At 43.4% G+C, this 16667-nt stretch carries 16 protein-coding genes; 5 read left to right on the top strand and 11 right to left on the bottom strand.

Annotated features, from left to right (window positions below):
* Positions 1–29: 29 nt before the first annotated feature.
* The 9 genes from ON006_RS28615 to ON006_RS28575 form a co-directional block, all read right to left on the bottom strand.
* Entirely contained in the window at positions 30–1628 is a 1599-nt protein-coding gene (locus ON006_RS28615) for a hypothetical protein (protein WP_244821600.1), read from the bottom strand.
* Between the two features lie 286 nt (positions 1629–1914).
* A complete protein-coding gene (locus ON006_RS28610; RefSeq protein ID WP_244821599.1) occupies positions 1915–2556 on the bottom strand; it encodes an OmpH/Skp family outer membrane protein in 642 nt (213 codons plus the stop codon).
* An 11-nt stretch (positions 2557–2567) separates the two neighbouring features.
* The gene (locus ON006_RS28605) at positions 2568–3188 is read right to left on the bottom strand and encodes an OmpH/Skp family outer membrane protein (protein WP_244821598.1); all 621 of its coding nucleotides are present in this window, start codon (positions 3186–3188) and stop codon (positions 2568–2570) included.
* 52 nt (positions 3189–3240) lie between these two features.
* Positions 3241–5838, bottom strand: coding sequence for an outer membrane protein assembly factor BamA (bamA, locus tag ON006_RS28600; RefSeq protein ID WP_244821597.1), 2598 nt, complete (start codon positions 5836–5838; stop codon positions 3241–3243).
* A 6-nt stretch (positions 5839–5844) separates the two neighbouring features.
* A complete protein-coding gene (gene uppS / locus ON006_RS28595; RefSeq protein WP_244821596.1) occupies positions 5845–6597 on the bottom strand; it encodes an undecaprenyl pyrophosphate synthase in 753 nt (250 codons plus the stop codon).
* 318 nt (positions 6598–6915) lie between these two features.
* Positions 6916–7695: a LytR/AlgR family response regulator transcription factor gene (locus ON006_RS28590; protein WP_244821595.1), complete on the bottom strand. Its 780-nt coding sequence runs from the start codon at positions 7693–7695 to the stop codon at positions 6916–6918.
* The gene (locus ON006_RS28585; protein WP_244821594.1) at positions 7679–9127 is read right to left on the bottom strand and encodes a histidine kinase; all 1449 of its coding nucleotides are present in this window, start codon (positions 9125–9127) and stop codon (positions 7679–7681) included. The genes ON006_RS28590 and ON006_RS28585 overlap by 17 nt, the downstream gene beginning before the upstream one ends.
* 22 nt (positions 9128–9149) lie before the next feature.
* Positions 9150–9806: a hypothetical protein gene (locus tag ON006_RS28580; RefSeq protein WP_244821593.1), complete on the bottom strand. Its 657-nt coding sequence runs from the start codon at positions 9804–9806 to the stop codon at positions 9150–9152.
* A gap of 252 nt (positions 9807–10058) precedes the next feature.
* Positions 10059–10694 (bottom strand): 3-keto-disaccharide hydrolase, encoded by a 636-nt coding sequence (locus ON006_RS28575; RefSeq protein ID WP_244821592.1) that lies wholly within the window; start codon positions 10692–10694, stop codon positions 10059–10061.
* Between the two features lie 95 nt (positions 10695–10789).
* On the opposite strand from ON006_RS28575, the gene ON006_RS28570 reads away from it, so the two are divergent.
* Positions 10790–11293 (top strand): fasciclin domain-containing protein, encoded by a 504-nt coding sequence (locus ON006_RS28570; protein ID WP_244821591.1) that lies wholly within the window; start codon positions 10790–10792, stop codon positions 11291–11293.
* A 75-nt stretch (positions 11294–11368) separates the two neighbouring features.
* Here the strand turns inward: ON006_RS28570 and ON006_RS28565 are convergent, their stop codons facing one another.
* On the bottom strand, positions 11369–11788 hold the full coding sequence (locus ON006_RS28565; protein ID WP_244821590.1) for a nucleoside-diphosphate kinase: 420 nt from the start codon (positions 11786–11788) through the stop codon (positions 11369–11371).
* Between the two features lie 204 nt (positions 11789–11992).
* On the opposite strand from ON006_RS28565, the gene ON006_RS28560 reads away from it, so the two are divergent.
* The 4 genes from ON006_RS28560 (at position 11993) to ON006_RS28545 (ending at position 15588) form a co-directional block, all read left to right on the top strand.
* Positions 11993–13027, top strand: a complete 1035-nt coding sequence (locus ON006_RS28560; RefSeq protein ID WP_244821589.1) for a DHH family phosphoesterase — start codon at positions 11993–11995, stop codon at positions 13025–13027.
* Positions 13028–13080: 53 nt separating this feature from the next.
* Positions 13081–13986: an FKBP-type peptidyl-prolyl cis-trans isomerase gene (locus tag ON006_RS28555; RefSeq protein WP_244821588.1), complete on the top strand. Its 906-nt coding sequence runs from the start codon at positions 13081–13083 to the stop codon at positions 13984–13986.
* An 87-nt stretch (positions 13987–14073) separates the two neighbouring features.
* Positions 14074–14658, top strand: coding sequence for an RdgB/HAM1 family non-canonical purine NTP pyrophosphatase (gene rdgB, locus ON006_RS28550; protein WP_244821587.1), 585 nt, complete (start codon positions 14074–14076; stop codon positions 14656–14658).
* 39 nt (positions 14659–14697) lie between these two features.
* Complete coding sequence (locus tag ON006_RS28545) at positions 14698–15588, top strand: polyphosphate kinase 2 family protein (protein ID WP_244821586.1); 891 nt, start codon at positions 14698–14700, stop codon at positions 15586–15588.
* Positions 15589–15657: 69 nt separating this feature from the next.
* Here the strand turns inward: ON006_RS28545 and ON006_RS28540 are convergent, their stop codons facing one another.
* Positions 15658–16611, bottom strand: coding sequence for a DUF8428 domain-containing protein (locus ON006_RS28540; RefSeq protein WP_244821585.1), 954 nt, complete (start codon positions 16609–16611; stop codon positions 15658–15660).
* Positions 16612–16667 lie beyond the last annotated feature (56 nt).

Genomic DNA, 16667 nt, shown 5'->3' with positions numbered 1-16667 from the left:
TCTTTTCACTCTTTGTATATTTTCTATTTCTAGTTTTCGTCTTTTGTATACGGAACGAAGTCTTTGAATGCTTTCTTCAAAGCATTATCCGTAGCTTCCTTTTTATTCTCCCAGTTAGCATCCAGTTCCAGTGCTACCAACCCGCTCAGGTTCATCAATGCTTTGAATTCATCCAGTTTACGAATGAATTCAGGGTTTCTCCGAGCTGACTTCTGACCGTATTCTCTTGCAAAAACATCGCCTTTATTCTGCAACTCGTTCTTTTTTTGCAAAACATAATTGAAGCGATCCAGCAAACCATTGGTTGACTTCCCTATTACCTCCGTTGCTTCCAGTGTTCCAACTGTCGCAACCGTCGTACCGCCGATCGTGGTAATATAACCACGTGTCTTTGGATCGCTTTGCGTAAACTGCGGAGCGAGACCTGTCGTTGCACCCAGCGACGCATTCAGCAGCGATCTGCTCCTTTTTCCTCGTTTCGCTTTGGAATATGCCTTTTTAAGATATATCTCCTTCTCTTGCATCTGTTCCAGAAGCCCCCACGCATTCACAAGTGCACCTTTGTACAAACTGTACACATATGCGTCACGAAGGCTCTCATCCACAGTATTTTTTATAACGAACTTAACCGTCTTTTCCTTCTTGTTCTGAGCTTTGTCCAGCACATAAAATGTAATGTTGAAAGCCAGGGTATCAAATGGATCCTTTACAAACTCAAACCCGGGCTCCCATATAAATTCATAACTGGTCGGTGTATTTTTGATCAATGCTTCGGTTGGTACCCTCTTGTTTTCCGAAATAAAATTAAATGTCGAAATATCATCTTCTCCATTTGGATCCGACAATGTAAACCGGAGGTTGATACGATTATTCTCAGCACTTCTAACTACCGAACTTTGCGGAATAACTGTGAAGTCCGGCGCGAGGTCCATCTGCGTTACATCCAGTTTCAGACGTCCCTTCGTACGCGTTTTGGATGGCTGATCTTCCACATAAAACTCCATGTATTTGGCAGCCTTTTTCAAGATGTTAAACTGCACTACCGATGGGTCCCAGGTTATCTCGCCTGCGGCAGTCAGCTTCATACCTTCCGGCATTTCATCCAATATTGGCACAAAAACGATCGGGTCTCCGTCCAGATCCCGAACTGAGCCCATGTCAATTTTATATACGTTCTGTGTTTTGTATTGTACGTAAAAAGGTTGAAGCTCGTCGACCTGAGGTGGACGGTTGACGTGGTTAACTTTGAAAACAACTTCGCGCGAAGCGGTTTCACCCGACGAATTCTGGGCTTCAAAAACTATCGGGAATGATTTGGTAGTATTAATACGGTCGGCGACATCATAGCCAGGCGTCCATACAAAATGGCCCGACGTGTCAAATTTCATCTCCTTGATCCAGCCACTGGCAATGCTATACCGTACTGAATCGCTCTTTCCGCCTTTGACCTGAAGATGGAAATTTATCTCTTTTCCTTCTTGTAAAATATTCCAATCAGGTTCTACGGGAAATACAATCTGTAAGGGACCGGAAGAAGTACTTTTCATATTATCCTGTCCCTGAGCCGCGGAAAAGAAGAAAACGGTTGTCAGAAGTATCAGTATTTTATGAATATATCTTTTAATCATAATGTCGAAAATGTAATTAATTCCATTGTTAAAAGGGCACTGAGATTTTAACGCAAAACTAGTAAATACTGTATAGAAAGCCCTCTGAATAGTTATAAAATTGGATTTCACAGAATAGCTTTTCTCACTTTCAGCACCTTTTGCATTTTTTAAATATTTGCCGCATTCCCCGGATTATAATAAAAGCAAGGAAGCCGGAATCAAACCCGGCTGACCAAAAACAAAAACCGGAGATCAGCCGTTTAAAAGACTGCCCTCCGGTTTTTTAAGTTCAATAATGTACTTATTATTTTTTCTTAGGCGTCGTCGCTGGAGTGGTTGCCGGTGTAGTGGCTGGCTTAGCTGGCGTAGTGGCCGCTGGTGCTGCTGCTTCTACTTTGTCAGGATCAACTCCTAGTTTCCTAAGGATCAGATTGGTTGCATTGTTTTCCTCGGAAGCTGCAAACAGGATAATTGGAGTAGTTCCAGCACCTGCATCCATGTTCAGAATGAATAGGAACCCTGCTTCTTTACCCACTTCCTGAATTGCGTTGTTAACCTTAGTCAAGATTGGCTCCAGCAATTGTTGTTGCTTGGTTTGCAAAGAAGTCTGTGCATTGTTACGCATTTCTTCAATACGTGCTTGCAGGTTTGACAATTCTTTTTCTTTATCTGCACGGATCACATCAGTCATGTTAGCCCCGTTTTTCTGATAAGCTTCATACTTGTCCTGCGCTTCTTTGTAGGTTTCTCCCAATGCTTTATCCAACTGGGCCTTTGTCACTTCAAGCTGATTCTGCATCACTTTGCTCTCAGGCAATTTACCGATTATATAATCGACATTGGTATAACCTATTTTGGTAAGTCCGCTTGCAGGGGTTGTTTGAGCTAACAGAGGGGTGGTGATAATGGTCATCAGGACCAAAAAAGCCATCAATTTTTGTTTCATTGCTTTGTTACTTATTTAAGTTTACTGGTTGTACTTTTTTGTTTTGGTGAGTTCTCTGTTGGTGCCGTCACTGGTTGCTCTGCTTTGCCTGTCTTTTCAGTACCAGCCTTGGTTGCTTTGGAATCGATTCCAAGTTCTTCCATCACATAATCCGAATAATCATGTTTGGGATTGGTGAAAAGCATTCCAACGTCGCTGGATTTGTCAAACATAAAATCAAGCCGGCGCTGGCTGCAAACTTTGGTGACGGCCCGTTGGACTTTTTCAAGTACCGGCTTCATCAGCTCTTTCTTTTTCTGAAAAAGAAGCCCTTCCATTCCGAATATCTTACTGTTATATTCCCCGGCTTCCAGTTCTTTCTCCTTGATCTCGCCCAGCCTTTTCCTTTTCAGGTCATCAGTCAGCAGGATTTCCTCTGCCATATATGCACGTTGCATGCGATCGGTCTCCGCGAATTTGTCCGAAATCTCCTTGGCCCACTTTTCAGAGAATTTTTTCATCTCCGTTTGTGCCAGTTGGTACTCCGGCATTTTACTCGTTATGAATTCCATATCAACATACCCGATCTTCTGGGCCCATACCGCTGATCTACATAGAATTGACAAAACTAGTAAAATAAAAATCTTCTTCATGCCAAGCAGCTAATAATTTGCAAACTTCTTAACGAAACACCTGTTGAGAATATTATCTTATTTGCTGTCCGATCGTAAAATGGAACTGCGGGCCGCTTCGCTTCGGTTCGCCCTGGATTTTATCAAATCCATAACCCCAGTCGATACCCAAAAGCCCGAACGCCGGCATAAAGATACGAGCTCCTACCCCAGCCGATCTTTTCAAATCGAACGGATTGAACTCTTTATAAGTACCCCAGTTATTACCTCCCTCAGCAAATCCGAGGATAAAAATCGTAGCCTGTGGATTCAATGAAACCGGATAACGAAGTTCCATTACATATTTGTTGTAAACGATACCACCACCTGAGGCCGGGTAACCATTTTGTGCCAATGGTCCTACTTTCTGATCCTGGTAACCACGCAGACCGATGATGTCCTGATCAGCCAAAGAGAATGACCCCTGACCTGCCAGACCTGATCCACCGACGATGAAGCGACCAAATGGGCTGTAACCTACTTTGCTTCCGTATGCTCCCAGGAAACCCATGTGCGCCCTGGTGCTCAGTACCAGCTTGCCTGTAATGGTCGCATAGTAACTTGCATCGAACATCCATTTGTGGTATTCAACCCAGCGGTAAGTATCGGTTTTATCCGTGAATGCCTTTTTCCGTAACAAAGAATATGGCGGCGTGAATGTTCCGCTCAAAGAAATATTGCTTCCGCTTCTCGGGAATTGGAAATCACTTAATGTATTTCTTGAAATGGTTGTATTAAAAGAAATGTTGTTGGAACTACCTGTGCTGTATCCGATGCGGAAAATGTCCAGGCTATCCAGACGATACCGCTGATAAGACAGCGAGTGCGTCATCACGAGGTTACGATCCGGTTCTTTCAAACGACGGCCTAGTGAGAATGTGATACCATTGTTATAGTACCCACCACGGTAGCTGATATTCCGTGAGCCTCCTGAACCCAAACCGTAGATTGAACTGTAATCAGTCATCCGATAAACGGTTCTTTGAAGGGAAACCCCAAAGTTGATTGGCTTCTTTCCTCCAAGCCAGGGCTCACTGAATGAAAGTGAGTAAGTCTGGTACTGCTTTCCGTTTGCCTGAAAACGAAGGGATAATTTCTGTCCGTCACCCGAAGGCAATGGGCGCCACGTTTCACGGTTAGGAATGTTTTTCAATGAGAAGTTATTGAATACAAGACCTAATGTTCCTACAAAACCAATGTAACCGCCCCATCCACCTGATAATTCAATCTGATCGGAAGGTTTTTCCTCCACAGTATACTCGATATCCACCGTTCCGTCAGACTGGTTAGGAATGGGGTTGATCTGGATTTTCTCAGGGTCAAAATATCCCATTTGAGATAATTGGCGCTGTGTGTTGATGATCTCAGTTTTGCTAAACTTCTGCCCCGGCAATGTAAATAGCTCGCGAAGCACTACCCTGTCACTGGTTTTAGTATTTCCGTTCAAAAGGATGCGGTTAATAGTAGCCTGCTTACCTTCGAACATTCTCAATTCAATATCAATTGAATCACCCTCTACCGCTTTTTCGGTAGGCTCAAGGCGGAAATACAGGTAACCATCATCCATGTAAATGGAGCTGACATCCGCACCCGGGATACCATTGATCTTCTTTTCCAGTTCTTCCGGATTGTAAACATCGCCTTTCTTTACACCCAAACGTTCGCCCAGGAACTGTGAATTGTACAGGTAATTACCCGACCAGGTGATATTACGGTAGTAGTATTTTGTTCCCTCATCGATCTTCATGTCGATACTGATCGTTTCATTACCATTTTTAATGGTGTCAAAAGTGATCGTAGCGTCACGATAACCGTTTTTACGGTAGTATGCGATCAGTTTCTCCTTGTCCTCGTCGTATTTTTTAGGAATGTATTTTGAAGGGTTGAAAAGTCTGCCAATTCTCTTTTGCTTGGTTCCTTTCATCTTGCGTTTCAGCAGTTGATCGCTGATAGCAGTGTTTCCTTCAATATTGATCTTTTCGATTTTAACCTTTTTACCCTTGGTAATGGTAAAATTCAATGTAGCCTGGCCTCGTGTTGAATCCGGGATCTGCAGCACCTTCACTTTGGTGTTGTAAAATCCTTTATCCATGTAATATTTCTTGATGACCAGCTGAGTATTTTTAATGATCGTTGGCGTGATCACACGGCCTTTGATCAGCTTCACCTTGTCATTAAGTGTTTCCCGCTCTCCTTTACGGATACCTGAGAATGATACTTTGTAGAGCCTTGGCCTTTCCTTGATATGAATGTTTAACCAAACTTTTTCGTCCTGAATCTTTGTTGCCAGAATCTCCACGTCATCCAACGTACCGAAATCCATCATTCTCTTGATCGATGAAGTTACGGCTGGTCCCGGGATCCTGATCTTGTCCCCAGGCTTCAAACCAGAAATTGAAATCATGGAATTAGGATCCAGAAACTGTGTTCCTGAAACAGTTACTTCGGCAATTGTATACTCTTTTGGATTCGCGGGATCTATGCCCATATTGGCGGCTGGTGTAGCCGGCTTGACTGTTGCGCCCAGTCCAACCCGTTGTGCTGTTGCAGATAAGCAGCTGCATATCAGCATAAATGCCAGGATACCTTTCAGATGTGCTAATGGTTTATTCAAATTTTTCACAAGGTTCATATTATTCTACTTAGCACTATTCGCTTTTATTTGTTCACCCGTTTTACCGAAACGCCTCTCTCTGTTTTGAAAAGATAAAATCGCCTCGTAAAGATGCTCCCGCCGGAAATCAGGCCAGAAGAGATCTTCATAAAAATACAGTTCAGCGTAAGCCAGTTGCCATAAAAGAAAATTGCTGATCCTGTGATCCCCACCAGTCCGTAACATCAGGTCAACGTCGGGACGATCCTCTGTTGAAAGATGGGCAGACAATAGGTCCTCGTTAATCTCCTCCGGGGTCAAAATCCCTTTCTTTACGTCTTCCGCTATTTTTCTCGCTGCCTGGGTAATATCCCACTTCCCGCTGTATCCCAATGCTAAAATGAGGTTCAGGCCGGTATTGTGGCTGGTAGCTTCTATTGCTTCCGCAAGCTGGTTACGACAACTTTTTGGCAAACTTTCTGTATTACCGATCGTGTCCAGCCGCACATTGTTTTTAAGCATAGTTGGCAATTCATTCCGGATTGACTGCACCAGCAACTCCATCAATGCTCTCACCTCAAACTCGGGACGCGCCCAGTTTTCAGTAGAAAATGCATAGAGTGTCAAGTATGAAACTCCCAAATCCGCACACCCCTCAGTTACTTCCCTCACGGCTTTAATCGCATTACGATGGCCGAACACACGCGCTGCTCCCTGGTTTTGGGCCCATCTTCCGTTACCGTCCATGATAACGGCTATGTGCTTTGGCAGATTGCCCGTATCAATGAGCTCCTTCATTATTCCTGATCCCTTTAACCTTTTTTAACAAAACAAATGAACAATAAATAAGGATCTTATCAATTCGTGCTGAATTTTTTAGTCACCTTGGTTTTCAGGAATCACTTTGCTCATCAACAGATACGCTTTATCAGGTTATTATGTGCCGAAAGTATGAAAATTTCAACTGTTAAATTATCCTGAGTGACCGTGAACCTTCTGATGAACAGCAGATTAGCCTTTCAAAATTGTATTGGGATTTTAAATAGGGGCGCAATTTAGGAATAAGTATGGCCTCTTCAAAATCAATATTCCCGTGCAGATGTGGCGGTAACCCAATTAATTATCAAGAAGATGGCGGATCACATCTGTGTATGTGCTCCCGCTGGTGACCTGCGATGCTTTGCGATCACGCATTAAAATGACATACTTTCCATTGAAATGTTTCTGGATTTCTTTGATGTGGTGCGAGTTAACTATACCCGCCCGGCTGATGCGGAGGTAGTGTCGTGGAAGTTTTTCTTCCAGAGAGGTTAATGTGTAGTTCAGCAGATATTTCTGTCCGTCCAGCGTATTGAGGAAAACGTACTTTTCCTCCGCTTCAAAATGGGTGATTTCCGTCAGTGGAACCAGCAGGATACGGTCGCCGGATTTGACCGACAATGAAAATATCTCCTTTTTTGGCTTCATTTCTTCGAGAAGCCTCAGCAGGTTGTCCGAATAGGGGTTACTTCCCGAGACGCCCGCGCCAGCACTGGTAATGTTACGGATCTTGTCAATGGTTTTGAGCAAGCGATCGTTTTCTACCGGTTTCAAAAGATAATCCACCGAGTTTTCCTCAAATGCGCGGATCGCATACTGGTCGTAAGCGGTTGAAAAAACGACCAGTGGCATTTTTGTAAGTTTGGAAAGCATTTCGAAACCATTCAATAACGGCATCTCAATGTCCAGAAAAATGATGTCTGGGTGGTATTTGTCGATTTCTACCAACCCTTCCGCACCGTTCCGGGCTTCTGAAACAATTGAAAAAACGTCCTGATGCTTTTCCAATAACCTTCTCAAACGGCTTAAAGCCAATGGTTCGTCGTCTATTAATATTGTTTTAAGAGGAAACTGCATGATTTGCTTGCTGATGTTGTTCGATGGCTGATTTTTGAATGGCAATGTTGACAGATTTGGTCGGTTGATTATGAAGTTCGAGCCTAGCCTCTTCGCCGTAAAGCAATTTCAGTTTATCCTGAATGCTGCGGATACCATACCCCGCTCCCATGGTATCGGGAAAAGCAGGCCCGTTGTCATGGACACACAAATGGAGCCAATTATCCTCTTCATATATCCTGACCACAATATTACCCTGTTCCGCCATTCTGGAAATACCATGCTTGATCGCATTCTCCACAATCGGCTGCAATATAAATTTAGGAACCTGTAATTCCCTCAAAGTCGCGTCCATTACTTCCACCGTAAACCGCAGGCGATCGCCAAACCTTACTTTTTCAACCTGCAAATACGTCTCTACCATTTCCAGTTCATTCTCAATAGTATCGAAATAATCCTCCGTCTTACGTCCCGTCGTGTATCGGAAAAGCTTGGAAAGCAGCAGTGTCATTTCTTCGGCTTTGTCGGGATCTTCATGAACGAGACTGGCGATGCTATTCAGGGAGTTATACAGGAAATGTGGGTTAATGCGGGCTTGCAATGCGTCCAGTTCGGCCCGTGTTTTCAGCTTTTCGAGATTGAGCAGCTGGTATTCCTGATCTGATATTTTTCGTGAAATCTGCTTTCCTTCCCTGCTGAGGTAGTAAAAAACGTTGGCAACGATGATCGGCCCCCACATGTACCAGTACCAGGGAGCCGATTGAGCCGTTTCGGTAGGATACATTTGTTTGTATTTCAATACGGTCTCTATCCCAACGACATAATAAATCGCAATGCTAAGCAAAGTATTGGTAGCAAAAATGATTACCGTCAAAATCAAATGCTTAACGCCGTTCCTTTTTACGATCATATCCAGCATGACCGTTAGCCCCTGCGTGACCAGGATCGTAAATACGCCTGCAATGATATTCTGAAAAACCAGGTACTGATACAGCTTGATCCTGACAGGCTCATCGGTATAAACAATCTCGGCAGTGAAGTATGAAATTGCATTGATCCCGTACAATATCACCGCGCCCAAAATGATCGCAACCGACGTACCAAGCCAACCCTGATTTTTGATAAGACCGATCAGGCTGAAATCCTGCCAGTTGAATGGCTTTTCCTGAGATGTAAAACTGAAATTCGCCCCCTCAACTTTCGCCCCGGATAAATCCACATTAGACAGGCTGCTGAAACTCAGGTCCGCATTCCGCAGGTCTGCGTTCCTGAAAGTGGTGCGGTCGAGCGCTGAAAAACGCAGTTTTGCATTGCGTAGGTTACAGCCGTCGAAATTGATGTCTTTCAAACTCGAAAAACTGAAATCTGCATTTTCCAGATCCATATTACTAAAATCCCTCCCATCCAGCGACGAAGCCGTCATGCGTAACGGCTTCTTTTCTTTATCCTCCATTTGCTTCTATATGGCGAGTTAATCAATTGCTTTGAGACAGCATCCATTCCGTTTCCATCTTGCCCCAGGACGGATGTATCGGAGATTCAGCTTTAAATGCAGAGAATTTTTGTGTCGCTTTTTCCAACAACGGTTTTGCTACTTTTTTACCTCCGCCGTACTCTTCCGGTGTAAAGAATAAACTCGACCCTTCCAGGTAATAAATACGCGGATTTTCCGGGTTGATTGATTTGGCAGCATCCAGGTACTCTGCAAATTTTGCTCCATCTGCCTCCCAGCGGTTCATTGGGTCCGCTGCCAGGTGTATTTGCGACCGGTATGCATTCAATACTTGCAACTCATCATTGGGCTTACCTACTATTGCCTCGGCCTCTTTCAATAAGGCGTTAGCTTTATCCAGATACTGATCTTTTTCGGTAATACTGGCTCCTACAAAGCCCAGGATCACATTGCTATATGCTGCATAATATTTGGGCAGCCATTCCTTTGGCTCCGCCGCCGCTATTCTTTCGAAACGATTAGCGATGTCCTGCAAAACTTTGGCATCGGGCTTGACACGGTCGATACCATTCAAAGCCTGGATCCCGTCGGTCATCGCCTGGGTATATTTTTCGTTCTGAGCCCACAACGCGCCTGCCGAAAGGATAATGGCAAAAGCAGTTGTCAATAGATTTTTCATTTGTTATACTGATTAAAGTTTGATTGTGATTAAAATTCAAAGATCGTCTTTGGAAACCTTGGCCTTTTTTGGGAATAGGCAAGTGGTGAAATGAATAACAGTAAATAATAAAAAAGCTTCATGGCTAATAGCATTTGTGTTATTGTTGACACAAATCTATTGGCCATGAAGCCAGTGAGTTAGTTAATTCCGACGAACTGCCGTTTTCGATGGTATGAATTTACCGGGCGCCCGAATGAAAAATACGGCTGGTTAAAGCTCTTCTACTACTATATTTTTCCAACGTACCTTGATACCTCCGCCGTCGTGGATCTGCAATGCAATAGAACCATTTCCCGCACCGATTTTAGCATCATCAAAATCCACCATGGCATTACCATTGAGCCAGGTCTGTACTTTGTCGCCCACTGCGCGAATGCGCAATGTGTTCCATTCTCCCATTTTCAGGAAACCCTCTTTTTCGTCAGGGATCTGAACCAGCCAGTTGCGGCCATATGATTCGTAAATACCGCCAGTATCGTGGTTTGGCGGCGCTACTTCTACCTGCCAGCCCGATACTTTGGTGCCATCCACGGTAGAACGGAAGAATACGCCGCTATTGCCGTTTGCTTCCTGTTTGAACTGAAGGGATAGATCGAAATTCTTGTAAAACTTGTCCGTAGTCAGGTAGCCGTATTTTTTGTCCGGGCCGCTTTCGCAGATCAGCTCGCCTTTTTCAACATACCATTTTTCCGTTCCGTTAATTTTCCAGCCCGTCAGGTCTTTTCCGTTAAATAGTTTTACGGGTTTCTTTTCGGGAGCCAGAGAAGGCAGTTTGTTGACTAAAAAAGCGGAGTTTACAAGCAAAACGGTGGCACAAATGACAAGCAATTGTCTAGGTTTTAACATAATGGTTTTTGGGTTAGGATTAAAAAAAATAGGTCAGGAATTCTGTGAAAATACATTTTCCATTAGTTTTACAGAAATTAACCAATTGGAAAGCTATGAAAAAAAACCGTTTTGCAGGGCGTTGCGTGAGATTTTTTTTAGGTGTAGTGGTGTTTTCAACAGCCGTTTTTTCATGTAAGGAAAACAGTGAAGATTTAATAAAGCCTAAAACCATTACCGATGTGCTCATTGAAAACGAGCAGTTCAGTATACTTTGGGAAATTGTCACATATGCTAAAATGGGCGATGCATTGAGAACGGATAACCTTACTTTTTTTGCTCCCGATAATGACGCGTTTGCCAAAGCCAACATTTCCAGTTCGAGCAAGTATACCGATCAGGCAACTGCCGAGGCTTTCATTAAAAATCATATCATTGCAAAGGAGATCATCGACTATGATAATTTAAAAGCAGGTGTTAAAAAATCAAAAAACAATAAGGATCTCAGCATTACGAAAATTGACAGCGTAGTAGCCATTAACAAATCTGACATTGTCAAAAAGAACGTCAATGCGGATAATGGAATCATTCACGTGATAGATAGCCTGGTAGTAAACTAGTTGATACTACATCTCAACAATAAAATACCCTGACGATCAGATCGTCAGGGTATTTTATTGTTAACTGGTCAGCTATTAGAACTGTTCAAGATGCGCGAAGAAGAAGTTGCCCTCGATCTCTGCATTTTCATCTGAATCAGATCCGTGGATCGCGTTGGCTTCAATGGACTTCGCAAACAATTTACGGATAGTACCTTCGTCAGCATTAGCAGGGTTAGTTGCACCGATCAAGGTACGGAAGTCTGCCACTGCGTTTTCTTTTTCCAAAATCATCGGAACAATCGGGCCGGAAGACATATATTGGCACAGACCATTATAGAACGGACGCTCTCTGTGAACTGCATAGAATTCTCCGGCACGTTCCGGGGTAAGCTGTGTCTTTTTCAAAGCTACTACACGAAAACCCGCAGCTTCAATCATCTTGATAATTGACCCCGTATTACCGTCCAGTACGGCATCCGGCTTGATCATTGTGAATGTTTTATTCGTTGGCATGGTATTGGCTAAATTTTTATTTTGGTGCAAAACTACTCTTTTTCGTTTTATATCCCCCCTCCTCACGCGGGTTACAATACAGGAATAATAAAACATCGCCTGATAGCCAGCCTTTAGTGCCCAGGATTGAGCAAATCCCAACAGTTTTATTAATTTTGTGGGCTCAAAGCAATAGCAAAGTCTCCCCTTTTGAATTAAATAACTGTGAATCAAACCATTGAAGAGCTAAGCTCTTTTTTATCCCATCCCCAAAAAATCATCATTACGATGCACCGTGACCCTGACGCCGACGCGCTGGGATCATCGCTTGGGTGGGCCAGTTATCTGATCAAAAAAGGCCACGATGTTACAGTAATCAGTCCAACGGAATACACTGCGAACCTTAAATGGATGTCAGGTATTGCGGATGTGCTGGTGTATGAAAAGTCAGGAGACCAGGGTAAATGTAAAAGAAAAATCGAGCAGGCTACATTGATTTGCTGTCTTGATTTTTCAGCTCTTTCACGCTTGAAAGACCTTGGCAAAGTAGTACAGGATGCTGCCGCTCCGAAGTTAATGATAGACCATCACCTTGAACCTGAGCACTTTGCAAAATGGATGATCTGGGATACACATGCTGCTGCTACTGCTCAGCTGGTTTATTCCCTGGTGAAAGAAATGGAAGGCGGGCTTTCAGCTGATCAGCTTTTTGACATCCCTACTGCCGAAAATCTGTATGCCGGTATTATGACGGACACAGGCTCATTCAGGCATGGGAACGTCACTCCGGAAGTACATTTGGCGGTAGCGGATCTGATGTTGACAGGTTTCGATTCGAGCCGTGTTCATAGGATGATCTACGACAATGCGCCATTATCAAGACTGCAATTCCTGGGTTATGTACTTTCTCAAAAGCTGGTAGTACTTCCTGAATACCGAACTGCATATATGGTGCTGACGGAAGCTGAGTTGCTTAAATTTCATTCAAGTACCGGCGAAACTGAGGGTATCGTGAATTACGGGTTGCAGGTTGAAAACGTAGTAATGTCGGCTATGTTTATTGAAAGAAAGGGAGAAGTGAAAATCTCTTTCAGATCGGTAGGGACATTCTCGGTGAGAGACCTTGCAAGTACACATTTTAGTGGAGGCGGGCACAAGAATGCATCGGGTGGACGTTCAGAACAATCAGTAAATGAAACGGTTGCCTATTTTTTAAGTGTTCTTCCGGCATACCAACAGGAGCTTTTGAACGTTGACTAAACTTAAATTCTTATCTTAAAATTTACCAAATATTTTCTAATTAACGCAATCAAATGAATCTTAAAACAATCGGTTATGCGATGGGCATAACTATTCTCGCAGCCGCTTGCAACAAATATCGTACGCAGGTTACTGAAAGTGGGCTAAAATATCAGATTTTTGAACATGACGATGATGCTAGAAAAGCCAAATTAGGAGATATCATGTCTTTCCACATGGTTTTGAAAAATGGCTCTGACTCTACGCTTCGGGATACTTACAAAGAAGGAAATCCTTACAAAATGGTATTGCAGGCTCCTCAGTACAAAGGAAGCTTTGAAGAAGGTTTGACTTTGCTCGCAACTGGTGACAGCGCGAAATTCATGATCAATGCAGATACAATGTTTGCGAAAATTGGTCAGCCTATGCCTCCTATGATCAAAAAAGGATCAGAACTGACTTTCACTGTTAAGGTTGTCAGTGTACTTACTTCCGAAGAATTCCAGAAACAACAGTCTGAATCTGCGGTAAAGCAAAAAGCTATTGACGCAAAAACCATTGAGGCATTCCTTGCCAAAAACAATCTGAAAGGGAAAGCACGTAAAACTGCTTCGGGCTTATATTATGTACCGCAGGTTGAAGGTGCTGGTGCAAGTCCTGCTGCCGGGGATAATGTGAAAGTACATTATACAGGTAAATTCCTGGATGGAAAAGAATTTGACAGCTCTAAAAACCAAGGCAAACCTCTTGACCTGCAAGTGGGTGCAGGAATGGTAATTCCAGGCTGGGAAGAAGGCATTATGTTGATGAAAAAAGGCGAAAAAGGATTGCTATTGATTCCATCAGGACTTGCTTATGGTCCGGAAGCATACGGCCCGATCCCTGGAAACTCGGTACTTCAGTTTGAAATGGAACTGATTGACTTCTCAAAAGGTCAGGCTGCACCAGCTGGTCCTCCGGTGGCTCCTCCCGCAAAATAATATGAAAGGAATTTTAAAAACGGCTGCTTCACAAGAGTAGCCGTTTTTTTATGTAAAATGCAATTCGATTACCATACATTCTATTCTATGAAACTTTGCTTCGCGACCAATAACCTTCACAAACTAGAAGAAATACAGGTATTATTAGGCACTCATTTTGAACTTGTTACATTAAAAGACATTGAATGTAATGAGGATATCCCCGAACCTTACGACACCATCGCTGAAAACTCGAAAGGGAAAGCTGAATACGTTTGGGACAACTTCGGTATTAATTGTTTCGCAGATGATACCGGGCTTGAAGTAGACGCTTTGAATGGCGACCCTGGAGTGAAATCAGCACGATATGCCGGTCCGCAGCGGGATGCCGGTGAAAATATTGACCTGCTGCTTCAAAACCTAGCCGGGCAAACTGATCCCGCAGCGAGATTTATTACGGTAATTACTTTGGTAATTGACGGTCAGTACCGCCAGTTTGAAGGTAGTGTGGAGGGTAAAATCATTTTTGAAAAACGAGGAGCAAACGGTTTTGGATATGATCCTGTGTTTGTTCCCGAGGGTTACGACCGCACATTTGCGGAGATGACTTTAGCCGAAAAATCCGCACTAAGTCATCGTGCGCGGGCATTTGCCAAACTGGTAGCATTCTTGAAAGCACCAGAGAATTCATAGTGAGCTACATTCTTTTTGTCATTCATAAAAACCAACACTATGTCGGACTTTAAAATAGAAGATTACCGCATCGACGGCACGGCAAAATTTGACATCAAAAAAGCCAAAACCAGATTCAAGGACATTTACGATGACAAGGAGGAGTACGAGGCAATGCAAAGCCAATCGGCCAAGGAGCTGGATGAATTGCAGAGTATGATGTATGCCCACAACAGGTACGGCCTTCTCGTCATTTTCCAGGCCATGGACGCTGCGGGCAAAGACGGCACTATTAAACATGTTCTTTCCGGAGTAAACCCCGTCGGTATCAAAATTCATTCATTCAAAAGACCTACGGAGACGGAACTGGGTCATGATTTCCTGTGGCGGACTAATCAGGTACTTCCTCAGCGTGGTACCATTACGATCTTCAACAGAAGCTACTATGAGGAAGTACTGGTGGTAAAAGTGGAACCGGACATATTGACTAAGTCCCAGCGGTTGCCCGTAGAGCTTACCGAAGACCTTGATAAAGTGTGGAAGCAGCGATATTCAGATATCGGTAATCTCGAAAAGTACTTATACAGGAATGGTATCAGAGTGATTAAATTCTTTCTGAATGTATCGAAGGAAGAACAAGCCGCACGCCTCATTGAGCGCATTGAAGATCCTTCAAAGAATTGGAAATTTGAAGAGCAGGACGTGAAGGTCAGGGACAAGTGGAATGAGTATATGGAGGCTTACCAAACCTGCATTAACGAAACCGCCTCAAAAAAAGCGCCCTGGTACGTTGTGCCAGCTGATGACAAGAAAAACCTCCGCTTAACCGTGAGCAGGATCATCATTGAAGAATTAAAGAAAATGAACATGTCGTATCCCGATTCCGGCCCCGAGCGCACCGAGGAATTGAAGAGCTTCATTGAAGTCATTAAGAATCAAAACAATGTCTGACATTGGTGCACAAAAAATGCGGCTGATAAATCAGCCGCATTATAGCTATGCATGGTGTGAAGTTAAGTCTTATTTCTTGATGGTGAAATTTCCGCCACCAATTTTGTAGCCCTCAGCATACAGCTCCACATTGTATTTTCCCGGACGGAACTGAGAAGTATTATCGTACAACATTTCAACTTTCTGATTGTTGTTTTGATATGCAATGGATTCACGAGTCGTAAATTTAGACGGCGCTCCATCCACTTCAAATTCTCCTGAGCCAGTAGCATTGTCAGCTACCACTGCTCCTTCCGGATCCAATACCCGTACATAAATGTCTTTCGCTTCCTGAGCAGTAAGCTCGTTTTCAGGCAGGTTGAACACCAACTTCAGTTTGTCAACGCGGCTCGCTTTGTACTCTTCTTTATCCTTTATTTTTCCTCTTGAATTAACAGTCAGGATTTTCAGGTTTTGCGCTTTCAAAGCAGCTGCTTTCGTTACTTTATCGCTCAGCTCTTTATTAGCAGCCGTAAAGGTTACGACCGAGTCAGTCAATTCCGCCTGGCGTTGTACCAGTCTCTCGCGCTCGCTTGTAAGTGATCCTACGTGTGTGCTTAGCGAATCGTTAGAGGCCACCAGATGTTCGTTCTCAGCTTTCAACTGAGCAATCATTTCGTCTTTCTCCGTCAGGAATTTTTCGTATTCCTTGATTTTTCCAAGATATTTGTTGGTTTCAACTTTTCTGCTGCGGCTGAATGCTAGCTTATCAGCTTCCAGTTTTTCTTTTACTTTTGTCAACTCTGTGATGTCTCCACCTAATCTTTCTACTTCTGCAATTTTGGCGTCAAGTACTGTTGATATCGAATCCAGTTTAGTTTTCGTAACAGCTAATTCTCTTGCTTTCTCAACTACCATAGATTCCTGAGTTGTCAACTCTTGTTTCTGAGTTGTAAACAGGTAGCCAAACATGGCTGTTGCTAGCCCAAGGACAACCACCATCGCCCACGCTATGCTTTGCTTATTTTTTTGTTCTTGTTGCATTGAATTAGAATTTGTTTTGTGATTTAGTTTACATGTTGACAGGTTAAAAATATGCC

It is taken from the genome of Dyadobacter pollutisoli (genome assembly GCF_026625565.1).
Taxonomy (GTDB): Bacteria; Bacteroidota; Bacteroidia; order Cytophagales; family Spirosomataceae; genus Dyadobacter; species Dyadobacter pollutisoli.
Note: the sequence above shows the minus strand (reverse complement) of the source record. Positions and strands in the feature narration are given on the sequence as shown.